Genomic DNA, 16,893 nt, shown 5'->3' on the forward strand with positions numbered 1-16,893 from the left:
AGCCGGACGAATACGGGGCAGGGGGCACAGATGTTCGCCCTGGGCCTGAAGAACCGCGATATCGGGTTTGCCTTCGGTGTCATCATGGTGCTTGCGGTGCTCTTCGTGCCGTTGCCGCCGGTGATCCTGGACCTTGGGCTGGCTATTTCGCTGTCGGTCTCTGTCCTGATCCTGATGGTCGCGTTGTGGATCCCGAAACCGTTGGAATTCAACTCCTTCCCGACGCTGTTGCTGGTCGTCACGATGCTGCGCCTGTCGCTGAACGTCGCCTCGACCCGCCTGATCCTGAGCGAGGGGCATACCGGCCCGGGCGCGGCAGGCGGCGTGATCGAGGGGTTCTCGCGTTTCATCGTGTCGGGCAATTTCGTCATCGGGATCGTGATCTTCGCGATTTTGGTGGTCATCAACTTCCTCGTCATCACCAAGGGTTCGACGCGGATCGCCGAGGTTTCGGCGCGTTTCTCGTTGGATTCGATGCCCGGCAAGCAGATGGCGATCGACGCCGATCTGGGCGCGGGCCTGATCGACGAGCAGGAGGCAAAGCGCCGCCGCAAGGAACTCGAGGATGAAAGCGGGTTCTTCGGCGCCATGGACGGTGCGTCGAAATTCGTGCGCGGCGATGCGGTTGCCGGGATCATCATCACGCTGATCAACGTGATCGGCGGCATCCTGATCGGTGTCCTGCAATACGACCTGTCGGTGACCGAGGCCGCGAATGCCTATACCACGCTGACGATCGGTGACGGGCTGGTCACCCAGATCCCCGCGCTGATCGTGTCGCTGGCCGCGGGCCTGATCGTGACCAAGGGCGGGACCGTGGGCGCGGCGAACGAGGCGGTACTGGGTCAGTTGTCGCGCTTTCCCAAGGCGCTTTACATGGCGTCGGGCATGCTGGTCCTGATCGGTATCCTGCCGGGCTTTCCGCTGCCGATCTTTGCCCTGATGGCAGGGCTGATGGCCGGTCTGGGCCGTTACATCCAGGTGCAGGAAGAAAAGGCCGCCGAGGCGACGCGCCGCGCCAAGATCGAGGAAGAACGGGCCGGCAAAAGCGGCAAAGATGACAGCGTCCAGACCACGATGAAGCTGGACGATCTGCGGCTGGAAATGGGCGAAGGTCTGGTGCCGCTGATGGCGGCCACCGACGCCGCGCTGCCCGGCAAGATCAAGAGCTTGCGCAACCTCTTTGCCCGTGAATACGGCTTCATCCTGCCCTCGGTTCGGATCACGGACGAACCGATGCTGCCTGCCAACAGCTATGCCATCCTCGTTCAGGGTGTGGAGGTCGCACGCGGCGAAGTGCGCCCGCAGGGCATGATGGTCGTGAACCCGTCCGACAACCCGATCAAGCTGCCCGGCGAGAAGGCGAAGGATCCGACCTTTGGCCTTGATGCGTTGTGGATCCAGCCGATGCACGCACAGCAGGCCGAACAGCAAGGCTATACCGTCGTCGATCCCGAAAGCGTCATCACCACCCACCTGACCGAGGTGGTGAAGGAACATATGCCGGACCTTCAGACCTATGGGGCGACGCAGCACCTGATCGAGGGGCTGGACCGGGATTATCAGAAGCTGATCGGAGAGATCGGCGGCACTTCTCCGGCGATCCTGGTGCAGCATGTGTTGCAGGCCCTGCTGACGGAACGGGTGTCGATCCGCAACCTGCCCCTGATCGTCGAGGCGATTGCAGAAGCCAAGCGGACGTCGTCCAACGTGGTGACGATCACAGAACATGTGCGCCGGCGGCTGTCGAACCAGATTTGCAAGGCGTTGTCGGACGAGCAGGGCTTCATCCCGGTCATCACACTGTCCCCGCAATGGGATCAGGAATTCGTCGAAAACGTCCGGGTGAACGGCGATGACCGCAACCTGATCATGTCGCCGCAGCGCATCCAGGAATTCGTCCTCGAAGCGCGCAAGACGATCCAGAAACATGCCGCCGAAGACCGCTGGCCCGCGATCCTTGTCAGCCCTGAGGCGCGCAGCTTCATCCGCAACATGCTGGAACGGGTCAGCCCGATGACCCAGGTGATTTCCCATAACGAGATCCACCGCAACGCCAACCTGCGGACGCTGGCCACGATCGGAGGGTAGGGGGCATGGACCTGTCTGCCTTCCTCACCACCCAGTTCCTGACCGTGGCGCTGGTCTTTGCCAGGATCGGCGCGGCGATGATGTTCATCCCGGCCTTTGGCGAAAGCTTTGTCTTCGTGCGTCACCGGTTGGCCATGTCGCTGCTGCTGTCGATCGTGATTGCACCCATCGTCGCCAGCGGTCCGATCCCGGGCGATCCGGCCGGACTGATCCGCGCCTTTGCCTTCGAGGTGACGATCGGCGCGTGGATCGGGATGGCCGGGCGCGTGCTGATGACCGGGCTTCAGGTCGCAGGCGCGCAGATCGGCATGGTGTCCGGCCTGTCGAACGCCTTTGCCCCCGATATCGGGTCGTTCCAGGGGTCTACCCTGATCGCGACCGCTCTGCTTCTGGCGGCCGTCGCGATCATCTTTGCAGCCGACATCCATCACGTCATCATCGGGGCGCTGATCCATTCCTATGACGTGTTTCCGGCCGGGCGGCTGATGCCTGGTGACCTGGCCGAACATATGGTCAAGGCGGGATCGGCCGCGTTCTATGTCGGGATGTCGGTCGCCGCACCGTTCTACGTGATGGGGGTCGTTCTCAATACCGGGTTGGGCCTGACGAACCGCATGCTGCCGTCGCTGCCGGTCTTCTTCGTTGCCGCGCCCGTGCTGATTGCCTCGGGCCTGTTCGTGCTGGTCCTGTCCGTTCCAACCGCCCTGCGCACCTTCGCCGCCCGCTTTGTCGAGTGGCTGGGCCTGCTGACATTCTAAGGGGGCGGGATGGCCGAAGAGGACAAGCATAACAAGACAGAAGAGGCCACGCCGCGAAAACTCCGCCAGGCGCGGGAGAAAGGCGACGTTCCGTCATCAAAGGAAGCGGGCAACATGATGTCCGTGCTGTCGCTGTTCCTGGTGGCGGTGCTGTTCTTCCCGCAGCTGGGGCCGATGCTGGCCGGTGTCTTGCGCCGGGTTTTCGAAAATGCCGGGCAGGTGCGGATCGGCGAGGACGTTCAGGGGCTGAACGATCTCAGCCAGGTGACATGGGAGCTTTCGATGGGCATGGCCACGGTGCTGGCCCCCGTTGCGGCGACGATGCTGCTGGCGGCGGTGGTCGGGATCCTGATCCAGGGCGATATCGTCGTGGCCGCAGACCGGATCACGCCCAAGATGGAAAAGATCAACCCGTTGAAGGGTTTCAAGAAGATCTTCTCGCTCGACAGCTTCGTCGAATTCCTGAAAAGCGTGGCCAAGGTCCTGGTGGTCGGCGGAATCTCGATCTACATCGCGCAGCTTGCCGTGCGGGGTATCTGGCAGGCGGAATCCGTCGTGCCGCACGCCATCCTGCCCTATATCGGGCGCTATGCCGCCTTGCTGCTGATCATCGTCACCATCCTTCTGGTCGTGATCGCCATTGCCGACATCATGTGGAAGCGGTTCCAGTGGCTGAAGAAACAGCGCATGTCGATCCAGGACATCAAGGACGAACACAAGGACACGGAAGGCGACCCGCATATCAAGGCAAAGCGGGCCGAGGAACGCCGCAAGCGGTCGCGCCAGCGGATCAAGACCGCCGTGCCGACTGCGACCGTCGTGCTGACCAACCCGACCCATTTTGCCGTGGCCCTGCGGTACGAGAACGGTGTGGACGAGGCGCCGGTCTGCGTGGCCAAGGGCGCGGACCTGATGGCCGCGCAAATCCGCAAGATCGCCCGCGAAAGCGACGTGCCCCTGATCGAGAACAAGCCATTGGCCCGGTCGCTTCATGCCGTAGCCGAGATCGACGAGCAGATCCCCTACGAACACTGGCAGGCCGTGGCCGAAATCATCGGTTACGTGATGGACCTGCAGCGCAACGTGCCGCGCGATCCGCCGCAGGGGTCTGCTCTGCGTCTGTTCGACTAACCCACGGGCGAATGGCCATAGATTTGCGCCTACGTCTCGCTATGCGGTAACCGCAAGGCGGGATCGACTTGCCCCTTTGCGCGAAGTGGTTTTGATAGGCGCTGCACAGAGCATATTGGAAGCCCCATGAAACACCCGGAGGACCGCCCCTCGTCATCCGGTGCGTCGCAAGACCTGCCCGAAATCGATCCCAACCGACCCGCATCGCCCGGCAAGCCGCAAAGGCTTCTGCTGGGATGGCTCTTCATGACGCTGATGGCGACCGAACTGCTGGCGCGGATGACGGACAACAACGTCGCGCAAACGGGGGCCTGGGTTGCGATGGCGGCGGTGATCCTCGCCTCCGCCCGCAAGATCGGCCTGCGGGAGGTCTACCTGCTTTGCCTGTCTGCCGTCCTGTCATGGGCTGTCTGGCAGTTCAGCCCGACGCCGCAGCAGGACCTTGCCGGCGCGCTGAGCCAGGCGACCTTCCTGATGGCGTTCATCCTGCTTCTGGGCCTGCTGCACGAAGCCGCCGGAAGCTCCCCCTCGGTCGAGGCGCTAGGCCGGTTCCTGGCCCGGCAACCGGCCGGACGGCGGTTCTACGCGCTTTTCTCCGGTTCGGGCATCATGTCGATCCTTTTCAACCTCGGGGTCGTCAGCTTCCTTGTTCCGCTGATCCAGCGCGGTATCCGCAGCACCGATCCGACCGATCCCCTGAACCCGATCCGCGAACGGCGGCAGGTCTCCGCGCTGTTGCGCGGCTTTGCCTGGTGCGTGATCTGGTCCCCGACGGCCGTGGCGCCGCTCGCGCTGCTCGAGCTGATCCCGGATGTCGACCGCAAGCTATGGATCCTGATCGGGTTTCTTCTGTTCCTGCTGTTCATGGTGGTCGGCGCGATCGAGGACCGGGTGAGGTTCCGCGCCTATCGTCCGCGCGCCAAGCAGCAAAGACCTATCTTCCCGCGCATGGCCACGGCCAAGTTTGCTCTGGCCTGCGGGTGGCTTTTCGGTCCCAGTATCCTGATCAGCAACCTGCTGGACGAGACCATCATCTTCGGACTGATGGCGACCTGTCCGCTGATGCTGGTCGGCTGGCTGGTCGTGCAGAACTGGAATGGCGGCAAGGTGGACCTTGTCCCGGTCGGTCGGCGGCTGAAGGAGATCGCCTTGGACAGTATCCCGCAATCCGCACGGGTGGCCGTGACCCTCGGCTGTTCCGGTTTCATCGGGCGCGCCGGCTCTGCGCTGGTGCCGGCCGATGACGTGGCGCAGGCCCTGGGACTGGCCAACATCCCCGACTTCCTGCTGCTGTCGGCGCTGCCGCCCCTCCTCGCCTCGATGAGCCTGTTCGGCCTCAGCCCGATCATGACAGCGGTGTTCTTTGGCAGTTTCTTCGGCAAGCTGCCGGTTATGCCCACGGACCCGACGCTGCTCGCACTATCGATATCGATGGGCTGGGCGATGAGCATTCTGCTCTCGCCGCTGGCCACGCCGGTGCTGATGATAAACAGGGTCGGGGGATATGCGCCCACGACACTGACATGGCGGTGGAACCTGCTTTACGGGGTTCTTTCGATGCTGGCGGCGGTGCCGATTTTCGCGCTTCTGACAACGATCGTGGGCTGAGGAACGTCGAGGCTTCAGGCCTCGGTCGTTTCCTCGGGATCGATATCCTTGGTGGCCCAGACGCGGTCATTCGGCGGGTCGGGCAGTTCCTGAGCCGTGTGGTCGCGGTGGATGTGCACCTTGGCGATGAAATGCGCAGAGATCGGGGCGGTCACGAACAGGAACACCATGATCAGCAATTCGTGCATCGATCCGTCGCCATAGGCAAAGCTGTAGATAATCGAGGCCAGAAGGATCCCACCGACGCCCAGCGTGCCCGCCTTGGTGGGGCCATGCAGACGAGCCATGGGTTTGTCGAGCTTCACCAGGCCGATGGACCCGACAAGCACGAAGGCCGCGCCAATCACGATCGTCAGGGAAACCAGGATTTCGCCGATTTCGTAGGTCATTCGATGATGTCCCCCCGCAGCACGAAGCGTGCATAAGCCACGGTCGACACGAAGCCGAGCATCGCGATGATCAGCGCGGCCTCGAAGTAGATCTGCGATCCCGCGGCAATGCCGATCAGTACGATCAACGCCACGGCGTTCACCGACATGGTGTCCAGCGCCAGAACGCGGTCCCCGATCCCGGGGCCCGAGATAAGCCGGATCATGGCCAGGATCTGGGCCAGCGCGACACAGGCGAAACCGAAGGCGAGCGCATATTGGATCATTCGAAAATCTCCTTCAGGCGGCGTTCGTAGCGCGTCTTGATCTCGTCGCGGACGGCATCGGGGTCGTCCGCGTCCAGCGCATGGACCAGCAGCGAATGACCCTCATCCGACACGTCGGCCGACACGGTGCCGGGCGTCAGCGTGATCGTTCCGGCCAGGATCGTGATCGCCTCGGGCGTGCGCAAATCCAGTGGGATGGCGATCCATACGGATTTCATATCCTTGTTGCGCTTGAACAGGACGATGCCTGCCACGATGACATTGGCGACGATGATGTCCCACAGGACGATCAGGATATAGCCCAGCATCCGGTGTGGATGCGGGATCAGCGGACGGTCGGGCCAGTAGGGGGCCGTCACGACCGGGATGATGATGCCAAGGATTGCGCCGAAGACCACGGTGCCCAGGCTCAATCCGTTGACCAGAAGGCACCAGACGATGACCAGCAAGAGGCTGAGCATGGGATGAGGCAGGATGCGTCGGATCATCAGTGGCTCTCCTCGCTGCCATGGCTGTCACCGGCGGCCTCGGCCCCGTGATCATCACCTTTGTCTTCGCCATGATCGTCGTAATGGCTCTTGATCTCCTTGCCGGGTGTTTCCAGCACGGTGGAGATATAGGGCGCGGGGTCGAACAACTGGTCCGTCGTCGCGGTCAGGTAGCGGTTCAACGGCCCGGCAAACACAGTGGTTGCGACCAGCAGGCCCAGCAGACCACCGATGGCAACCATGGGCAGGGCAGGGGCCTTTGCGGGGGGATCACGCGGCTCGCGGCTGCCCTGCACGTCCTCCGGGTCGGTGTCGTGGCCCGGATCGGGCACCGGCACGGCATGGGCCTTCCAGAAGATCGTGCTGCCCGCGCGGGAAAACCCGACGACGGCGATAAGGCTGGAGCCGAGCACGACGGCCCAGACCCACCAGACCAAGGCGCTGCCCGTTGCGGCGTCCAAGATCAGCAGTTTGCCCAGGAAGCCCGACAGCGGCGGCAGGCCGGCCATGGCAATCGCCGCGGCAAAGAACATGCCCGCTACCAGCGCACCGCCAGCCATCGGCGGGGCTTCTACCAATGCAGCCCCCTTGGAGCCGCGACGATCCCGCACGACATCGACCAGCAGGAACAGCGCGGCGGCCGCCAGTGTCGAATGCACTGCGTAGTAAAGCGCGGCGGTGATGCCTTGCGGCGTGAAGACCGCAACCGAGGCCATCAGCATCCCCATCGACCCGATGATCGAAAATGCGACGAGACGGTCAAGGCTACGCGATCCCAGCACGCCGATCATCCCGACGGCCAGCGACACCAACGCGGCCGGTAGCAGCCATGTGTCGAACAGCCCCTCCATCGAGGTCAGGCTGGGCGGGAAAACCAGCGTGTAGAACCGGATGATCGCGTAGGCGCCGACCTTGGTCATGATGGCGAACAATGCGGCCACCGGGGCGGGGGCGCTGGCATAGCTCGAGGGCAACCAGAAATGCAGCGGCAGGATCGCGGCCTTCACGGCAAACACCATCAGCAGCAGCACCGATGCGGTGCGCAGCCCCGCGGTCTGATCGGCCGAGGCGGCCGCGACACGCTGGGCCAGGTCGGCCATGTTCAGCGTCCCGGTTTCGGCATAGATCGTGCCGAGCGCGAACAGGAACAGCGTGGAGCCCAACAGGTTGAACAGCATGTACTGCACACCGGCCCTGAGCCGCTTCGTGCCACCCGCATGGATCATCAGCCCGTAGGAGGCGATCAGCAGAACCTCGAAGAAGACGAACAGGTTGAACGCGTCACCGGTCAGGAAGGCGCCCATGATGCCCATCAGCTGGAACTGGAACAGGGCGTGGAAATGCTGTCCCCGGCTGTCCCAGCCCGATCCGATGGCATAAAGCAGCACCAGCAGGGCCAGGATCGCGGTCAGCAGCACCATCAGCGTGGCCAGCCGGTCGGCGACCAGAACGATGCCGAAGGGTGCGGCCCAGTCCCCCAGCTGATAAAGCGTGATCGTGCCGTCGGACGCGGTCCAGAACAACCCGGCGGCGATGGCCAGAAGCGTCCCGGTGCCTGCCAGGGCAAAGACACGCTGAAGCATCAGGTGATGGCGCACGCCCAGCACGATGATCGCGGCCAGCAGGGCGGGCAGAACGACGGGAAGGATGATCCAGTGGGTCATGCTGAGCCCTCCGTCGTGGTCGTCTTGCCGCCGCCGGCATAGTCGCTGCCCATTTCGCTGTCGGCATCGTCGCCATCTTCCGAAAACAGGCCCGGCTGATCGTCGACATGGTCGTCGTTGCCGCTCAGGTAGGCGCCAAGCGCAATGATCACGACGACGGCGGTCATCCCGAACGAGATCACGATCGCCGTCAGGACCAGCGCCTGGGGCAGGGGGTCGGTATAGCTCGTCACGTCGTCGCGCAGGATCGGAGGCTGGTCCACGACAAGCCGCCCGGTGGCAAACAGGAACACGTTGACGGCATAGCTGAGCAGCGAGGTGCCCAGGATCACCGGGAAGGTGCGCAGGCGCAGCACCAGGTAGATGCCGGCGGCGGTCAGCGCGCCGATGGCGGATGCGATCAGCAGCTCCATGTCAGCTCTCCTCTCCGGCCGGTGTTTCGGGGCGGGACGGGTCGATGTCCATGGCGTGTTCGCTGACGTTCATCTCGGCCCGGCGGGCCAGTCGCGAGAAGCTGTGCAGAGACAGCATGACCGCCCCGACCACGGCCAGGAAGACGCCCAAGTCAAAGCCCATGGCAGTGGCCAGTTCGAACTCTTCCATCGGTGGGATGCGGAAATATCCGAAGGCCGAGCTGAGGAAAGGTTTGCCCGCATACCAGGCGCCGATCCCGGTCAGCCCGGCAACCAGAACCCCGGCGCCGATGATCCCGTGATAGGGGTAGCGTTGCCGCTGATCGGCCCAGGAGAACCCGCTGGCCATGTACTGAACCACAACAGCGATGGCGACAACCAGGCCGGCGATGAAGCCGCCGCCCGGTTCGTTATGCCCGCGCAGGAAGATGTAGACGCCGACCATCAGGAACAGCGGCAACATCACCCGGGTCATCACGACCATCATCAGCGGATGTGCATCGCCTGCGCGCGGCTGATCCGGCTTGCGGTTCAGCAGCCGGGCGCGGACAGGTCCGGACAGCAGCGTTTCGGTCAGCGCGTAGATGATCAGCGCGGCGATCCCCAGCACGATGATCTCGCCGAACGTGTCGAAGCCACGGAAATCCACCAGGATCACGTTGACGACGTTGGTACCGCCGCCGCCCTTGTAGGAATTCGCCAGGTGATAATCCGAGATCGACGGCTGGGCGAAGTCGCGCATGAGGATCGAATAGATCAGCCCCGCGGCCGCGACACCCGCTACAAGGGCAATGCCGCCATCGCGCATCCGTTTGCCCATGCTGCTTTCCACCGGGGTGGTGTTGGGCAGGAAATTCAGCGCCAGCAGCATCAGGATGATGGTCACCACTTCGACCGAGATCTGGGTCAGGGCCAGGTCCGGCGCGCTGAGGTAGTTGAAACCGATGGACACCATCAGGCCTACGACCCCCATCAGCACCAGCGCCAGCAGGCGGTTGCGGTGGCAGAAGACAAGGAAGCCTGTCGCCACGACCAGCAGCAGCCAACCGGCGACGGACATCGGGTCCAGCTCGATCATCTCGCGCGTCGGGGGAGCGATTTCGCCGGTAAAGAACGCATGGCCGCCAACCACGATGATCGTGGCGGTCAGGATCGCGGCATAGCGCGTCATCGACCCGTTATGCAGCCCTTGCGTGAACCAATCGGCAACACGCACGACCGCCGCGATCAGCGCGTCGAAGATCGCCTTCGCCTCGGGGCGCGGTGCAGCTTCCCAGCCGCGGGACAGCGGCTTGTAGAGCGCGAGAAGGATCAGGCCGCCACCGACAGCGATGCCAGACATCATCAGCGCCGGGGTGACCCCGTGCCAGATTTTCAGATGCGCATAGGGCATGTCCGCCGTGCCGCTGAGGACAGCGCCGGTCACGACACGCACGAAAGGTTCGGCCAGGAAGGGCGCGATCCCGATCAGCACAACGATACAGGTCAGCAGGGCAGGGGGCGCCCACATGCCGAAGCCGGGATCATGCGGATGCGAGGGGTAATCGTCCCGCTCCTTCCCCAGAAAGACGTGAGAGATATAGCGGAAGGAATAGGCGGCCGAGAACAGCGCACCAATCGTCGCCAGCGCCGGCACCAGCCAGGGGGAGTTGAACAGCGTCGTGTGCGAAGCCTCCTCCAGCATCATTTCCTTTGACAGGAACCCGTTCAGCAGCGGGATACCGGCCATGGACAGCGACGCGATGGTCGCGATCACGAAGGTCACCGGCATCAGCTTTCGCAGACCGCCAAGTGACGGGATGTGCCTGGTATGCGCCTCGTGGTCGATGATCCCGGCGGTCATGAAGAGCGCCGCCTTGAACGTCGCGTGGTTCATGATGTGGAACACCGCGGCCATCGCGCCATAGGGCGTGCCGGTGCCCAGAAGCATGGTGATCAGGCCCAGATGACTGACCGTGGAAAACGCAAGAAGCGCCTTCAGGTCGTTCTTGAACAACCCGATCACGGCGCCCAGCACCATCGTGACCAGACCGGCCGTCGTGACGATGGCAAACCAGGCATCCGTGCCCGACAGGACCGGCCACAGCCGCGCCATCAGGAAGATACCGGCCTTCACCATGGTGGCCGAGTGCAGGTAGGCCGACACCGGCGTCGGCGCGGCCATGGCGTGGGGTAGCCAGAAATGGAACGGGAACTGCGCAGATTTGGTGAAGCAGCCCAGAAGGATCAGGATCAGCGCTGGCAGGTATAGCGGCGAGGCCTGGATCGCCTCGCGGTTTTCCAGGATGACTGTCAGGTCATAGCTGCCGACGATCTGGCCCAGCATCAGCATGCCACCGATCATGGCCAGCCCGCCCATACCGGTCACGGTCAGCGCCATTCGCGCGCCCTGGCGGCCTTCGGGCAAGTGCTTCCAATAGCCGATCAGCAGGAAGGACGACAGTGAAGTCAGTTCCCAGAAAACCAGCAGCATCAGGATGTTGTCACACAGGACGATCCCCACCATGGCGCCCTGGAAGAGCAGCAGGTAGGTGTAGAACTCGCCCATCTTGTCCTCGCGGGACAGGTAGTAGCGGGCATAGGCGATGATCAGCAGGCCGATGCCCAGGATCATGATACCGAACAGCAGCCCCAGCCCATCGAGGTAGAAATTCGCGTTCAGCCCCAGCGACGGAAGCCAGTCAAGTCGGGCGGTGACGGTTCCGCCGGCCATGATCGTTGGAACATGTGTCAAAAGGCCGATGAATGCGGCCAGCGTCACATAGAGTGTCGTGAGCGCACAGGCGCGGCGACCTGCCGAAATCATCAGCCCCGGAAGAAGGGCCCCCAGAAACGGCAGAGAGACGATGAGAAATAGGGACACGGCTCTCCTATGGTGTCAGTTCCGACTTGCTGGACACGCCACCTGACGGTGGGGCTAAGAACTTGTAACGGAACACGTGAGCGAGGTTAATAGACCACACGAAAATTTCAGGCAGGATCCGGGGTTGGTTTGGCATAGCCCGGCATCGTCCGCATGTCCGTACGTGGCGGTTCGTCATGCGGAAACCTTTTTCTAAAACTGATTTTTATCTCGCCTGCGTTGGTTGGACAGCCCCGTTCCCATGACCGTATAGCGCGGTTCCGAGCGCAGCCTGGTGCTCCCAAATTGACCAGACAGGTTGCCTTCTGTCGCACCCGGAATGCTCTGAAGACCCGGCAAACTGATCCCGGCCAAGCCTACCTTCGTTGACAGGGGGCAATTATTGTCAGACAAACCGACATTAACGGTGGCGTGATCGGTGCCGGAGGGAGGAAAGCGGATGACCCTTCAGGGCCGCCAGCTGAAAGTGAATTACGCCTATCTCCAGATCGCGGAGGAGATCGAGACCCAGATCCTGGATGGCAAGCTCAAGCCCGGCGACCGTCTGCCCGGCGAGGTCGAACTGGCCCAGATGTTCGGTGTCACCCGGTCCACGGTGCGCGAAGGTTTGCGGCAGCTGGAAGCCGACGGGCTGGTCCATCGTCCGACGCCCCGGCGGCTTGAAGTGGCAGAACCCCAGACCGACAAGCTGACCACGCGGTCCTCCCGCGCCATGACGATGATGAAGGTCAGCTTCCGCGACCTCTGGCAGGTGGCCATGGTGACCGAACCCCTGGCCGCCGAACTTGCCGCGCAATGCCGGACCGAAGAGGAGCTGGACGACCTGTCCGCTCTTCATGACCGGTTGTGCCGCGCGCGTGGCATTGCCGAAATGATCGAACTGGACATGCAGTTTCATTCCGCCATCGCGGAGATGAGCAAGAACCAGGTGCTGATCCTCGCCCGCGATCCGATCACTCGGATGCTTTTCAGTGGCTTCCAACGCGTGGCCCCCGCTGCGCCGAACGCCGCAAGGCGACAGGCCGAGGCGCATGGCGCTGTTCTGGATCACATAGCGGCCGGTGATGCCGAAGGCGCGCGGGACTGGGCCCGTCGCCATATCGAAGATTTTCGCCGCGCGATCGACCTCGCCGGCCTGATGGAAGACACCCCGTTCTGACGAGACATCCTGACGGGCGACCGGCCCGAGTGCACACGAACAATCGGCCCGCGCGGTGCAATTGCCGCCAGTGGCCAAGGAGGAAGGAAGACAAATGAGCTATGAGATGGAAACCGGCAACGTGTCGGATGAGGTGGCAGAGCTGTGCGGCCGCGTCGAGGATTTCGTGCGCAACGTTGTGGCCGGGTATGAACACGACCCCCGGCGCAACAGCCACGGTCCATCCGAGGAACTGTCGCTCGCCCTCAAGGACCTGGCGCGCAAGGCCGACGTTCTGACCCCGCATATCCGCGAAGACGGCAGCCACCTGACGCATCGCGAAACTGCCGCCGTCCTGATCCGCAGTGGGCTGTCCCCCCTTGGCCCCCTGGCCTGCAACACGGCCGCGCCCGACGAGGGCAACATGTACCTGCTGGGCAAGGTCGGCTCGCCGGAGATCCAGTCGCATTTCCTTGAACCGATGGTCCGCGGCGAAAAACGCTCGGCCTTCTTCATGACCGAACCGGCAGGGGATGGCGGTGCCGGCTCTGATCCGTCGATGATGCAGACGACCTGCCGCCCGGACGGAAACCATTGGGTGATCAATGGGCGCAAGACCTACATCACCGGGGCCGATGGGGCTGGCGTCGGCATCGTGATGGCCAAGTCAGATGACGGCGCCTGCATGTTCCTGGTCGATCTGCCCGATCCCGCGATCCGCATCGAACGGGTGCTGGACACGATCGACAGCTCCATGCCCGGCGGCCATTCGGAAGTGGTGATCGACAACCTTCGCGTCCCCGCGACCCAGATGCTGGGTGAAAGCGGCGAGGGGTTCCGCTATGCTCAGATCCGTCTGGCCCCGGCGCGGCTGACACATTGCATGCGTTGGTTGGGCGCCTGTATCCGCGCCAACGAGATCGCAGCGGATTATGCCAACCGACGCAACGCCTTCGGCAAGCCGCTGGTCGATCACGAAGGGGTCGGCTTCATGTTGGCAGAGAACCTGATCGACCTGAAACAGGCCGAACTGATGGTCTATTGGTGCGCCGATGTTCTGGATACCGGGGCGCTTGGCACCGCAGAAAGCTCCATGGCCAAGGTCGCCGTGTCCGAGGCGCTGATGCGCGTGGCCGACCGCTGCGTCCAAGTCATGGGCGGGCAGGGCGTGACCGCCGATACCATCGTCGAACAGGTCTTCCGCGAAATTCGCGCCTTCCGAATCTATGACGGCCCGACCGAAGTGCACAAATGGTCGCTGGCCAAGAAGATCAAGCGCGACTGGCGCAAGGCCAACGAGGGCTGAGGTCCGCTACAGGACATCCGCTTGCCGGATGTCCTGCACGGCGAAATCGATTAGGGCGCGCAGCTTGCGGGGTAGGGCACGCCCTTCCAGGTATACGGCGCTGACCGGGATGCCCTCGCCACGGAAGGGCGTCATCACCTGGATCAGCTGCCCGTTCGCCAGCCGGTCGTTCAGTGCGAAGCGCGGGACAAAGGCAATTCCGTGCCCGGCAGCCGCCAGCGACGCCGCCGCCCGTGCGGAGTTCACGTGGAAGCGTCCCTGGACCATCGCCACGTGGTCGACATCCCCGTCGCGAAACACCCAACGGCGCGGTACGCGTCGGTTGGTGTCGACGATGCAATCATGGCCTTCCAGATCGTCGGGCGTTTCCGGGATGCCGCGTCGTTCGGCATAGGACGGCGACAGAACGGCGATCGTGTCTAGCGAGGCCAGCTTGCGTGCCTTCAGCGACAGCATGTCGGATCGCCCGATCCGAAAGGCGATGTCGATCCCGTCGCGTGCCAGGTCGATATAGCTGTCGTTCAGCCGCAGGTCGAAGCTCAGCCCCGGGTTCTGTTCCGAAAACCGGCCCAGCATGCCACTGACATAGGTCTCGCCAAAGGTGACGGGGGCCGAAATGCGGATGACCCCGGAAAAGCCACGCGAATTTTCCGACACGTCGGACAGCAGATCATCCAGCTCGTCGAGCAGGGCAGGGGCACGGGCCAGCAGGTCCTCTCCGGCCGGAGTCAGCCCGACCTTGCGGGTGGTACGCTGCAGAAGCCGCGCGCCCAGACGGCTTTCCAGCTCTGCCACGTATTTGGAGGTCAGCCGGTTCGACACGCCCAGCTGATCCGCCGCTGCGGTAAAGGACCCGGTTTGCGCCGTCGCCACGAAGGCCTTGAGTTCATCGACAATATCCATGATCCGATATTCGGAACAGATTGGAGAAGGTCAATCCATATATTCGCTATTTTGTTGAAGCATGGAAAGGTCCAGATTGCTCTCAGAATGATAACGGGTCTGCCCGATGCGGCCCGTTCCACCCTCATAGAGGACAAGCAAGATGAGCACCGTCAAATCCCTCAACGATCTGCGGGACAGGTTTTCGCCGTCCGACCGGATGCCGCTGGTATTCCTGGGACATGGCAGCCCGATGAACGCGATCGAAGACACCGCCTATAGCCGCGCCTGGACCGAGCTGGGTAAATCCCTTCCGCGTCCGTCGGCGATCCTCGTCGTCTCGGCGCATTGGATGACCAAGGGCACCACCCTCGTCGACGTATCCGCCATGCCCAAGACGATTCACGATTTCTACGGCTTCCCCGATGCCCTGTTCGCCCAGCAATACCCGGCCCATGGCGATCCTAAACTCGCCAGCGAGGTCGTGACGCTGCTGGCCAGCCACCATGCCGAGGAAGATGACACCTGGGGTCTGGATCACGGTGCCTGGACGGTGCTGAAATTCCTTTACCCGAATGCCGACGTTCCGGTCTTCCAGGTCTCGATCGACATGAGCCGCGGGCTGGACTACCAGCTTGAGATCGGCCGAACGCTGGCGCAGTTGCGCGACCGCGGCGTGCTGATCCTCGGCTCCGGCAACGTGGTGCACAACCTGCGCGCCATGCAGTACAACGGCAAACCGCAGGACTTCGCCCTTGAGTTCGACACTCTCTTTGCGGATCGGATGCAGGACCGCGACTTCGCCGCCCTCGCCGATCAGAAAAAGCTGGGCAACCTGCTGCGCATGGCGCATCCGACTGTGGACCACTACTTGCCGGCTTTGACCATCGCCGGTGCATCGGATGACAAGGATGCGCTGACCTTCATGACGGACAGTATCGACCTCGGCTCCGTCTCGATGAGGTCCTATGTTTTCCACAACGCGGCTTGAAAATAGCCTCATGAGCGGGCGAGACCTGTGAAGGGCTCTCTTCGCCGGACGTGGCATGTAAGAAGTACCCGAGTGCGACTACTATTGCTTGCGAGGATAGGTGCGGCGTCCGAGCTCCTCCAACATTTTCTCGCGGAAGACCTCGGCCGGGGTCTTCCAGCCGAGACATTTTCGAGGCTTATTGGTGAGCGGGTCGCAGCGCGTCTTCATTTCCTGGCCTGTCCAAGGTTCTGTTTGAACAGCATCAAATCGCTTTCCCAGTGTTCGAACTGGCGTCGATGCGCGACATCGTCCCTACGGAAAAGGATGTTGACGTTGCGGTCGAACTTGCGGGCAGGCGCATTTTGGCAAGACGTGGTCGACGGGCCTTTCGATGTTCGGGTGGGTATAACCACAGCTCCTGCGCCATGCATTCCTTCGAATAGATGTAGCGAAAGATCGCCTTCTGGCTGCCCCGCGCCTTTGAACTATCGAAGAACATACGGCTGCCGATCGACTCGGGCGTCCATCCGAGCTTAATCCGAGCCACGACCGCCTCGCAAAGCTCTGGATGTCGGATCAGCTTTTTGTATGGACCGACGCTTCTGCGTTCGCAACTGGGCCGCATGGCCGAAGTACCCGGCGTACTTCCTCGAAAAGGCGTCATCGGCCCAAGATTTGCGTTTGATCTCGCGGTGGATGGTCGACTTGTGGCGTTTCAGAACCCGTGCCATTTCCCGGATGGGGACCTTTGCGTGCAACCAATCTTCGCCTTTACGCCATTCCCTCAGACTCAGTTGCGTGTAGACGGCTCCCTTGGCACGATCGTCTTACTAGATAACCATTTGGCTTCTAATAGGAGCCGCACACATGCCTGATGGCTCAAGGGTCGTTGCGACAGTTTCCTCTATCTCAGTTTCATCATC

14 protein-coding genes and 1 pseudogene are annotated in these 16,893 nt (G+C 62.7%); 7 read left to right on the forward strand and 8 right to left on the reverse strand.

Features of this window, described 5'->3' with window-relative positions:
* Positions 1 to 30: 30 nt before the first annotated feature.
* From flhA to ATO9_RS20605, 4 genes are all read left to right on the forward strand, one after another.
* Complete coding sequence (flhA, locus tag ATO9_RS20590) at positions 31 to 2,091, forward strand: flagellar biosynthesis protein FlhA (protein WP_043753947.1); 2,061 nt, start codon at positions 31 to 33, stop codon at positions 2,089 to 2,091.
* A 5-nt stretch (positions 2,092 to 2,096) separates the two neighbouring features.
* Positions 2,097 to 2,849 carry a flagellar biosynthetic protein FliR gene (locus tag ATO9_RS20595; RefSeq protein ID WP_043753882.1) on the forward strand — a complete coding sequence of 251 codons (753 nt, stop codon included), beginning with the start codon at positions 2,097 to 2,099 and terminating at the stop codon, positions 2,847 to 2,849.
* A gap of 9 nt (positions 2,850 to 2,858) precedes the next feature.
* Positions 2,859 to 3,980 (forward strand): flagellar biosynthesis protein FlhB, encoded by a 1,122-nt coding sequence (gene flhB / locus ATO9_RS20600; RefSeq protein ID WP_043753884.1) that lies wholly within the window; start codon positions 2,859 to 2,861, stop codon positions 3,978 to 3,980.
* Between the two features lie 126 nt (positions 3,981 to 4,106).
* Entirely contained in the window at positions 4,107 to 5,588 is a 1,482-nt protein-coding gene (locus ATO9_RS20605) for a hypothetical protein (RefSeq protein ID WP_052418500.1), read from the forward strand.
* A 14-nt stretch (positions 5,589 to 5,602) separates the two neighbouring features.
* On the opposite strand, the gene ATO9_RS20610 is transcribed toward ATO9_RS20605, so the two are convergent.
* Genes ATO9_RS20610 through ATO9_RS20635 form a run of 6 tightly spaced genes read right to left on the reverse strand, consistent with a single transcriptional unit; the run spans position 5,603 to position 11,671 of the window.
* Positions 5,603 to 5,977, reverse strand: coding sequence for a Na+/H+ antiporter subunit G (locus ATO9_RS20610; RefSeq protein ID WP_043753888.1), 375 nt, complete (start codon positions 5,975 to 5,977; stop codon positions 5,603 to 5,605).
* On the reverse strand, positions 5,974 to 6,243 hold the full coding sequence (locus ATO9_RS20615) for a K+/H+ antiporter subunit F (RefSeq protein ID WP_043753890.1): 270 nt from the start codon (positions 6,241 to 6,243) through the stop codon (positions 5,974 to 5,976). The genes ATO9_RS20610 and ATO9_RS20615 overlap by 4 nt, the downstream gene beginning before the upstream one ends.
* Positions 6,240 to 6,731 (reverse strand): Na+/H+ antiporter subunit E, encoded by a 492-nt coding sequence (locus ATO9_RS20620; RefSeq protein ID WP_043753894.1) that lies wholly within the window; start codon positions 6,729 to 6,731, stop codon positions 6,240 to 6,242. The genes ATO9_RS20615 and ATO9_RS20620 overlap by 4 nt, the downstream gene beginning before the upstream one ends.
* On the reverse strand, positions 6,731 to 8,395 hold the full coding sequence (locus tag ATO9_RS20625) for a monovalent cation/H+ antiporter subunit D (protein WP_043753897.1): 1,665 nt from the start codon (positions 8,393 to 8,395) through the stop codon (positions 6,731 to 6,733). Before ATO9_RS20625 ends, ATO9_RS20620 begins: the two co-directional genes overlap by 1 nt.
* A complete protein-coding gene (locus ATO9_RS20630) occupies positions 8,392 to 8,808 on the reverse strand; it encodes a Na+/H+ antiporter subunit C (protein WP_052418501.1) in 417 nt (138 codons plus the stop codon). Before ATO9_RS20630 ends, ATO9_RS20625 begins: the two co-directional genes overlap by 4 nt.
* Position 8,809: 1 nt before the next feature.
* Positions 8,810 to 11,671: a monovalent cation/H+ antiporter subunit A gene (locus tag ATO9_RS20635; protein ID WP_043753900.1), complete on the reverse strand. Its 2,862-nt coding sequence runs from the start codon at positions 11,669 to 11,671 to the stop codon at positions 8,810 to 8,812.
* A 439-nt stretch (positions 11,672 to 12,110) separates the two neighbouring features.
* On the opposite strand from ATO9_RS20635, the gene ATO9_RS20640 reads away from it, so the two are divergent.
* Positions 12,111 to 12,830 (forward strand): FadR/GntR family transcriptional regulator, encoded by a 720-nt coding sequence (locus tag ATO9_RS20640; protein WP_043753902.1) that lies wholly within the window; start codon positions 12,111 to 12,113, stop codon positions 12,828 to 12,830.
* 94 nt (positions 12,831 to 12,924) lie between these two features.
* On the forward strand, positions 12,925 to 14,115 hold the full coding sequence (locus ATO9_RS20645; RefSeq protein ID WP_043753906.1) for an acyl-CoA dehydrogenase family protein: 1,191 nt from the start codon (positions 12,925 to 12,927) through the stop codon (positions 14,113 to 14,115).
* A 6-nt stretch (positions 14,116 to 14,121) separates the two neighbouring features.
* Here ATO9_RS20645 and ATO9_RS20650 read toward each other — a convergent pair whose 3' ends face one another.
* Positions 14,122 to 15,018: a LysR family transcriptional regulator gene (locus ATO9_RS20650; protein ID WP_043753909.1), complete on the reverse strand. Its 897-nt coding sequence runs from the start codon at positions 15,016 to 15,018 to the stop codon at positions 14,122 to 14,124.
* A gap of 142 nt (positions 15,019 to 15,160) precedes the next feature.
* Between ATO9_RS20650 and ygiD the strand changes: the two genes are divergently transcribed.
* A complete protein-coding gene (gene ygiD / locus ATO9_RS20655) occupies positions 15,161 to 15,988 on the forward strand; it encodes a 4,5-DOPA-extradiol-dioxygenase (RefSeq protein WP_043753911.1) in 828 nt (275 codons plus the stop codon).
* A 215-nt stretch (positions 15,989 to 16,203) separates the two neighbouring features.
* On the opposite strand, the pseudogene ATO9_RS25070 reads toward ygiD, so the two are convergent.
* Positions 16,204 to 16,764 (reverse strand): annotated as a pseudogene (locus tag ATO9_RS25070) (IS30 family transposase); the annotation flags it as partial.
* Between the last annotated feature and the right edge of the window lie 129 nt (positions 16,765 to 16,893).

The sequence above is a fragment of the Pseudooceanicola atlanticus genome, from assembly GCF_000768315.1.
GTDB classification, from domain to species: domain Bacteria; phylum Pseudomonadota; class Alphaproteobacteria; order Rhodobacterales; family Rhodobacteraceae; genus Pseudooceanicola; species Pseudooceanicola atlanticus.

What these genes read in the sequence shown, in the direction of transcription:
- flhA (WP_043753947.1), top strand. Translation starts at nt 31, where the DNA reads ATGTTCGCCCTGGGCCTGAAGAACCGCGATATCGGGTTTGCCTTCGGT.
- ATO9_RS20595 (WP_043753882.1), top strand. Translation starts at nt 2,097, where the DNA reads ATGGACCTGTCTGCCTTCCTCACCACCCAGTTCCTGACCGTGGCGCTG.
- flhB (WP_043753884.1), top strand. Translation starts at nt 2,859, where the DNA reads ATGGCCGAAGAGGACAAGCATAACAAGACAGAAGAGGCCACGCCGCGA.
- ATO9_RS20605 (WP_052418500.1), top strand. Translation starts at nt 4,107, where the DNA reads ATGAAACACCCGGAGGACCGCCCCTCGTCATCCGGTGCGTCGCAAGAC.
- ATO9_RS20610 (WP_043753888.1), bottom strand. Translation starts at nt 5,977, where the DNA reads ATGACCTACGAAATCGGCGAAATCCTGGTTTCCCTGACGATCGTGATT.
- ATO9_RS20615 (WP_043753890.1), bottom strand. Translation starts at nt 6,243, where the DNA reads ATGATCCAATATGCGCTCGCCTTCGGTTTCGCCTGTGTCGCGCTGGCC.
- ATO9_RS20620 (WP_043753894.1), bottom strand. Translation starts at nt 6,731, where the DNA reads ATGATCCGACGCATCCTGCCTCATCCCATGCTCAGCCTCTTGCTGGTC.
- ATO9_RS20625 (WP_043753897.1), bottom strand. Translation starts at nt 8,395, where the DNA reads ATGACCCACTGGATCATCCTTCCCGTCGTTCTGCCCGCCCTGCTGGCC.
- ATO9_RS20630 (WP_052418501.1), bottom strand. Translation starts at nt 8,808, where the DNA reads ATGGAGCTGCTGATCGCATCCGCCATCGGCGCGCTGACCGCCGCCGGC.
- ATO9_RS20640 (WP_043753902.1), top strand. Translation starts at nt 12,111, where the DNA reads ATGACCCTTCAGGGCCGCCAGCTGAAAGTGAATTACGCCTATCTCCAG.
- ATO9_RS20645 (WP_043753906.1), top strand. Translation starts at nt 12,925, where the DNA reads ATGAGCTATGAGATGGAAACCGGCAACGTGTCGGATGAGGTGGCAGAG.
- ATO9_RS20650 (WP_043753909.1), bottom strand. Translation starts at nt 15,018, where the DNA reads ATGGATATTGTCGATGAACTCAAGGCCTTCGTGGCGACGGCGCAAACC.
- ygiD (WP_043753911.1), top strand. Translation starts at nt 15,161, where the DNA reads ATGAGCACCGTCAAATCCCTCAACGATCTGCGGGACAGGTTTTCGCCG.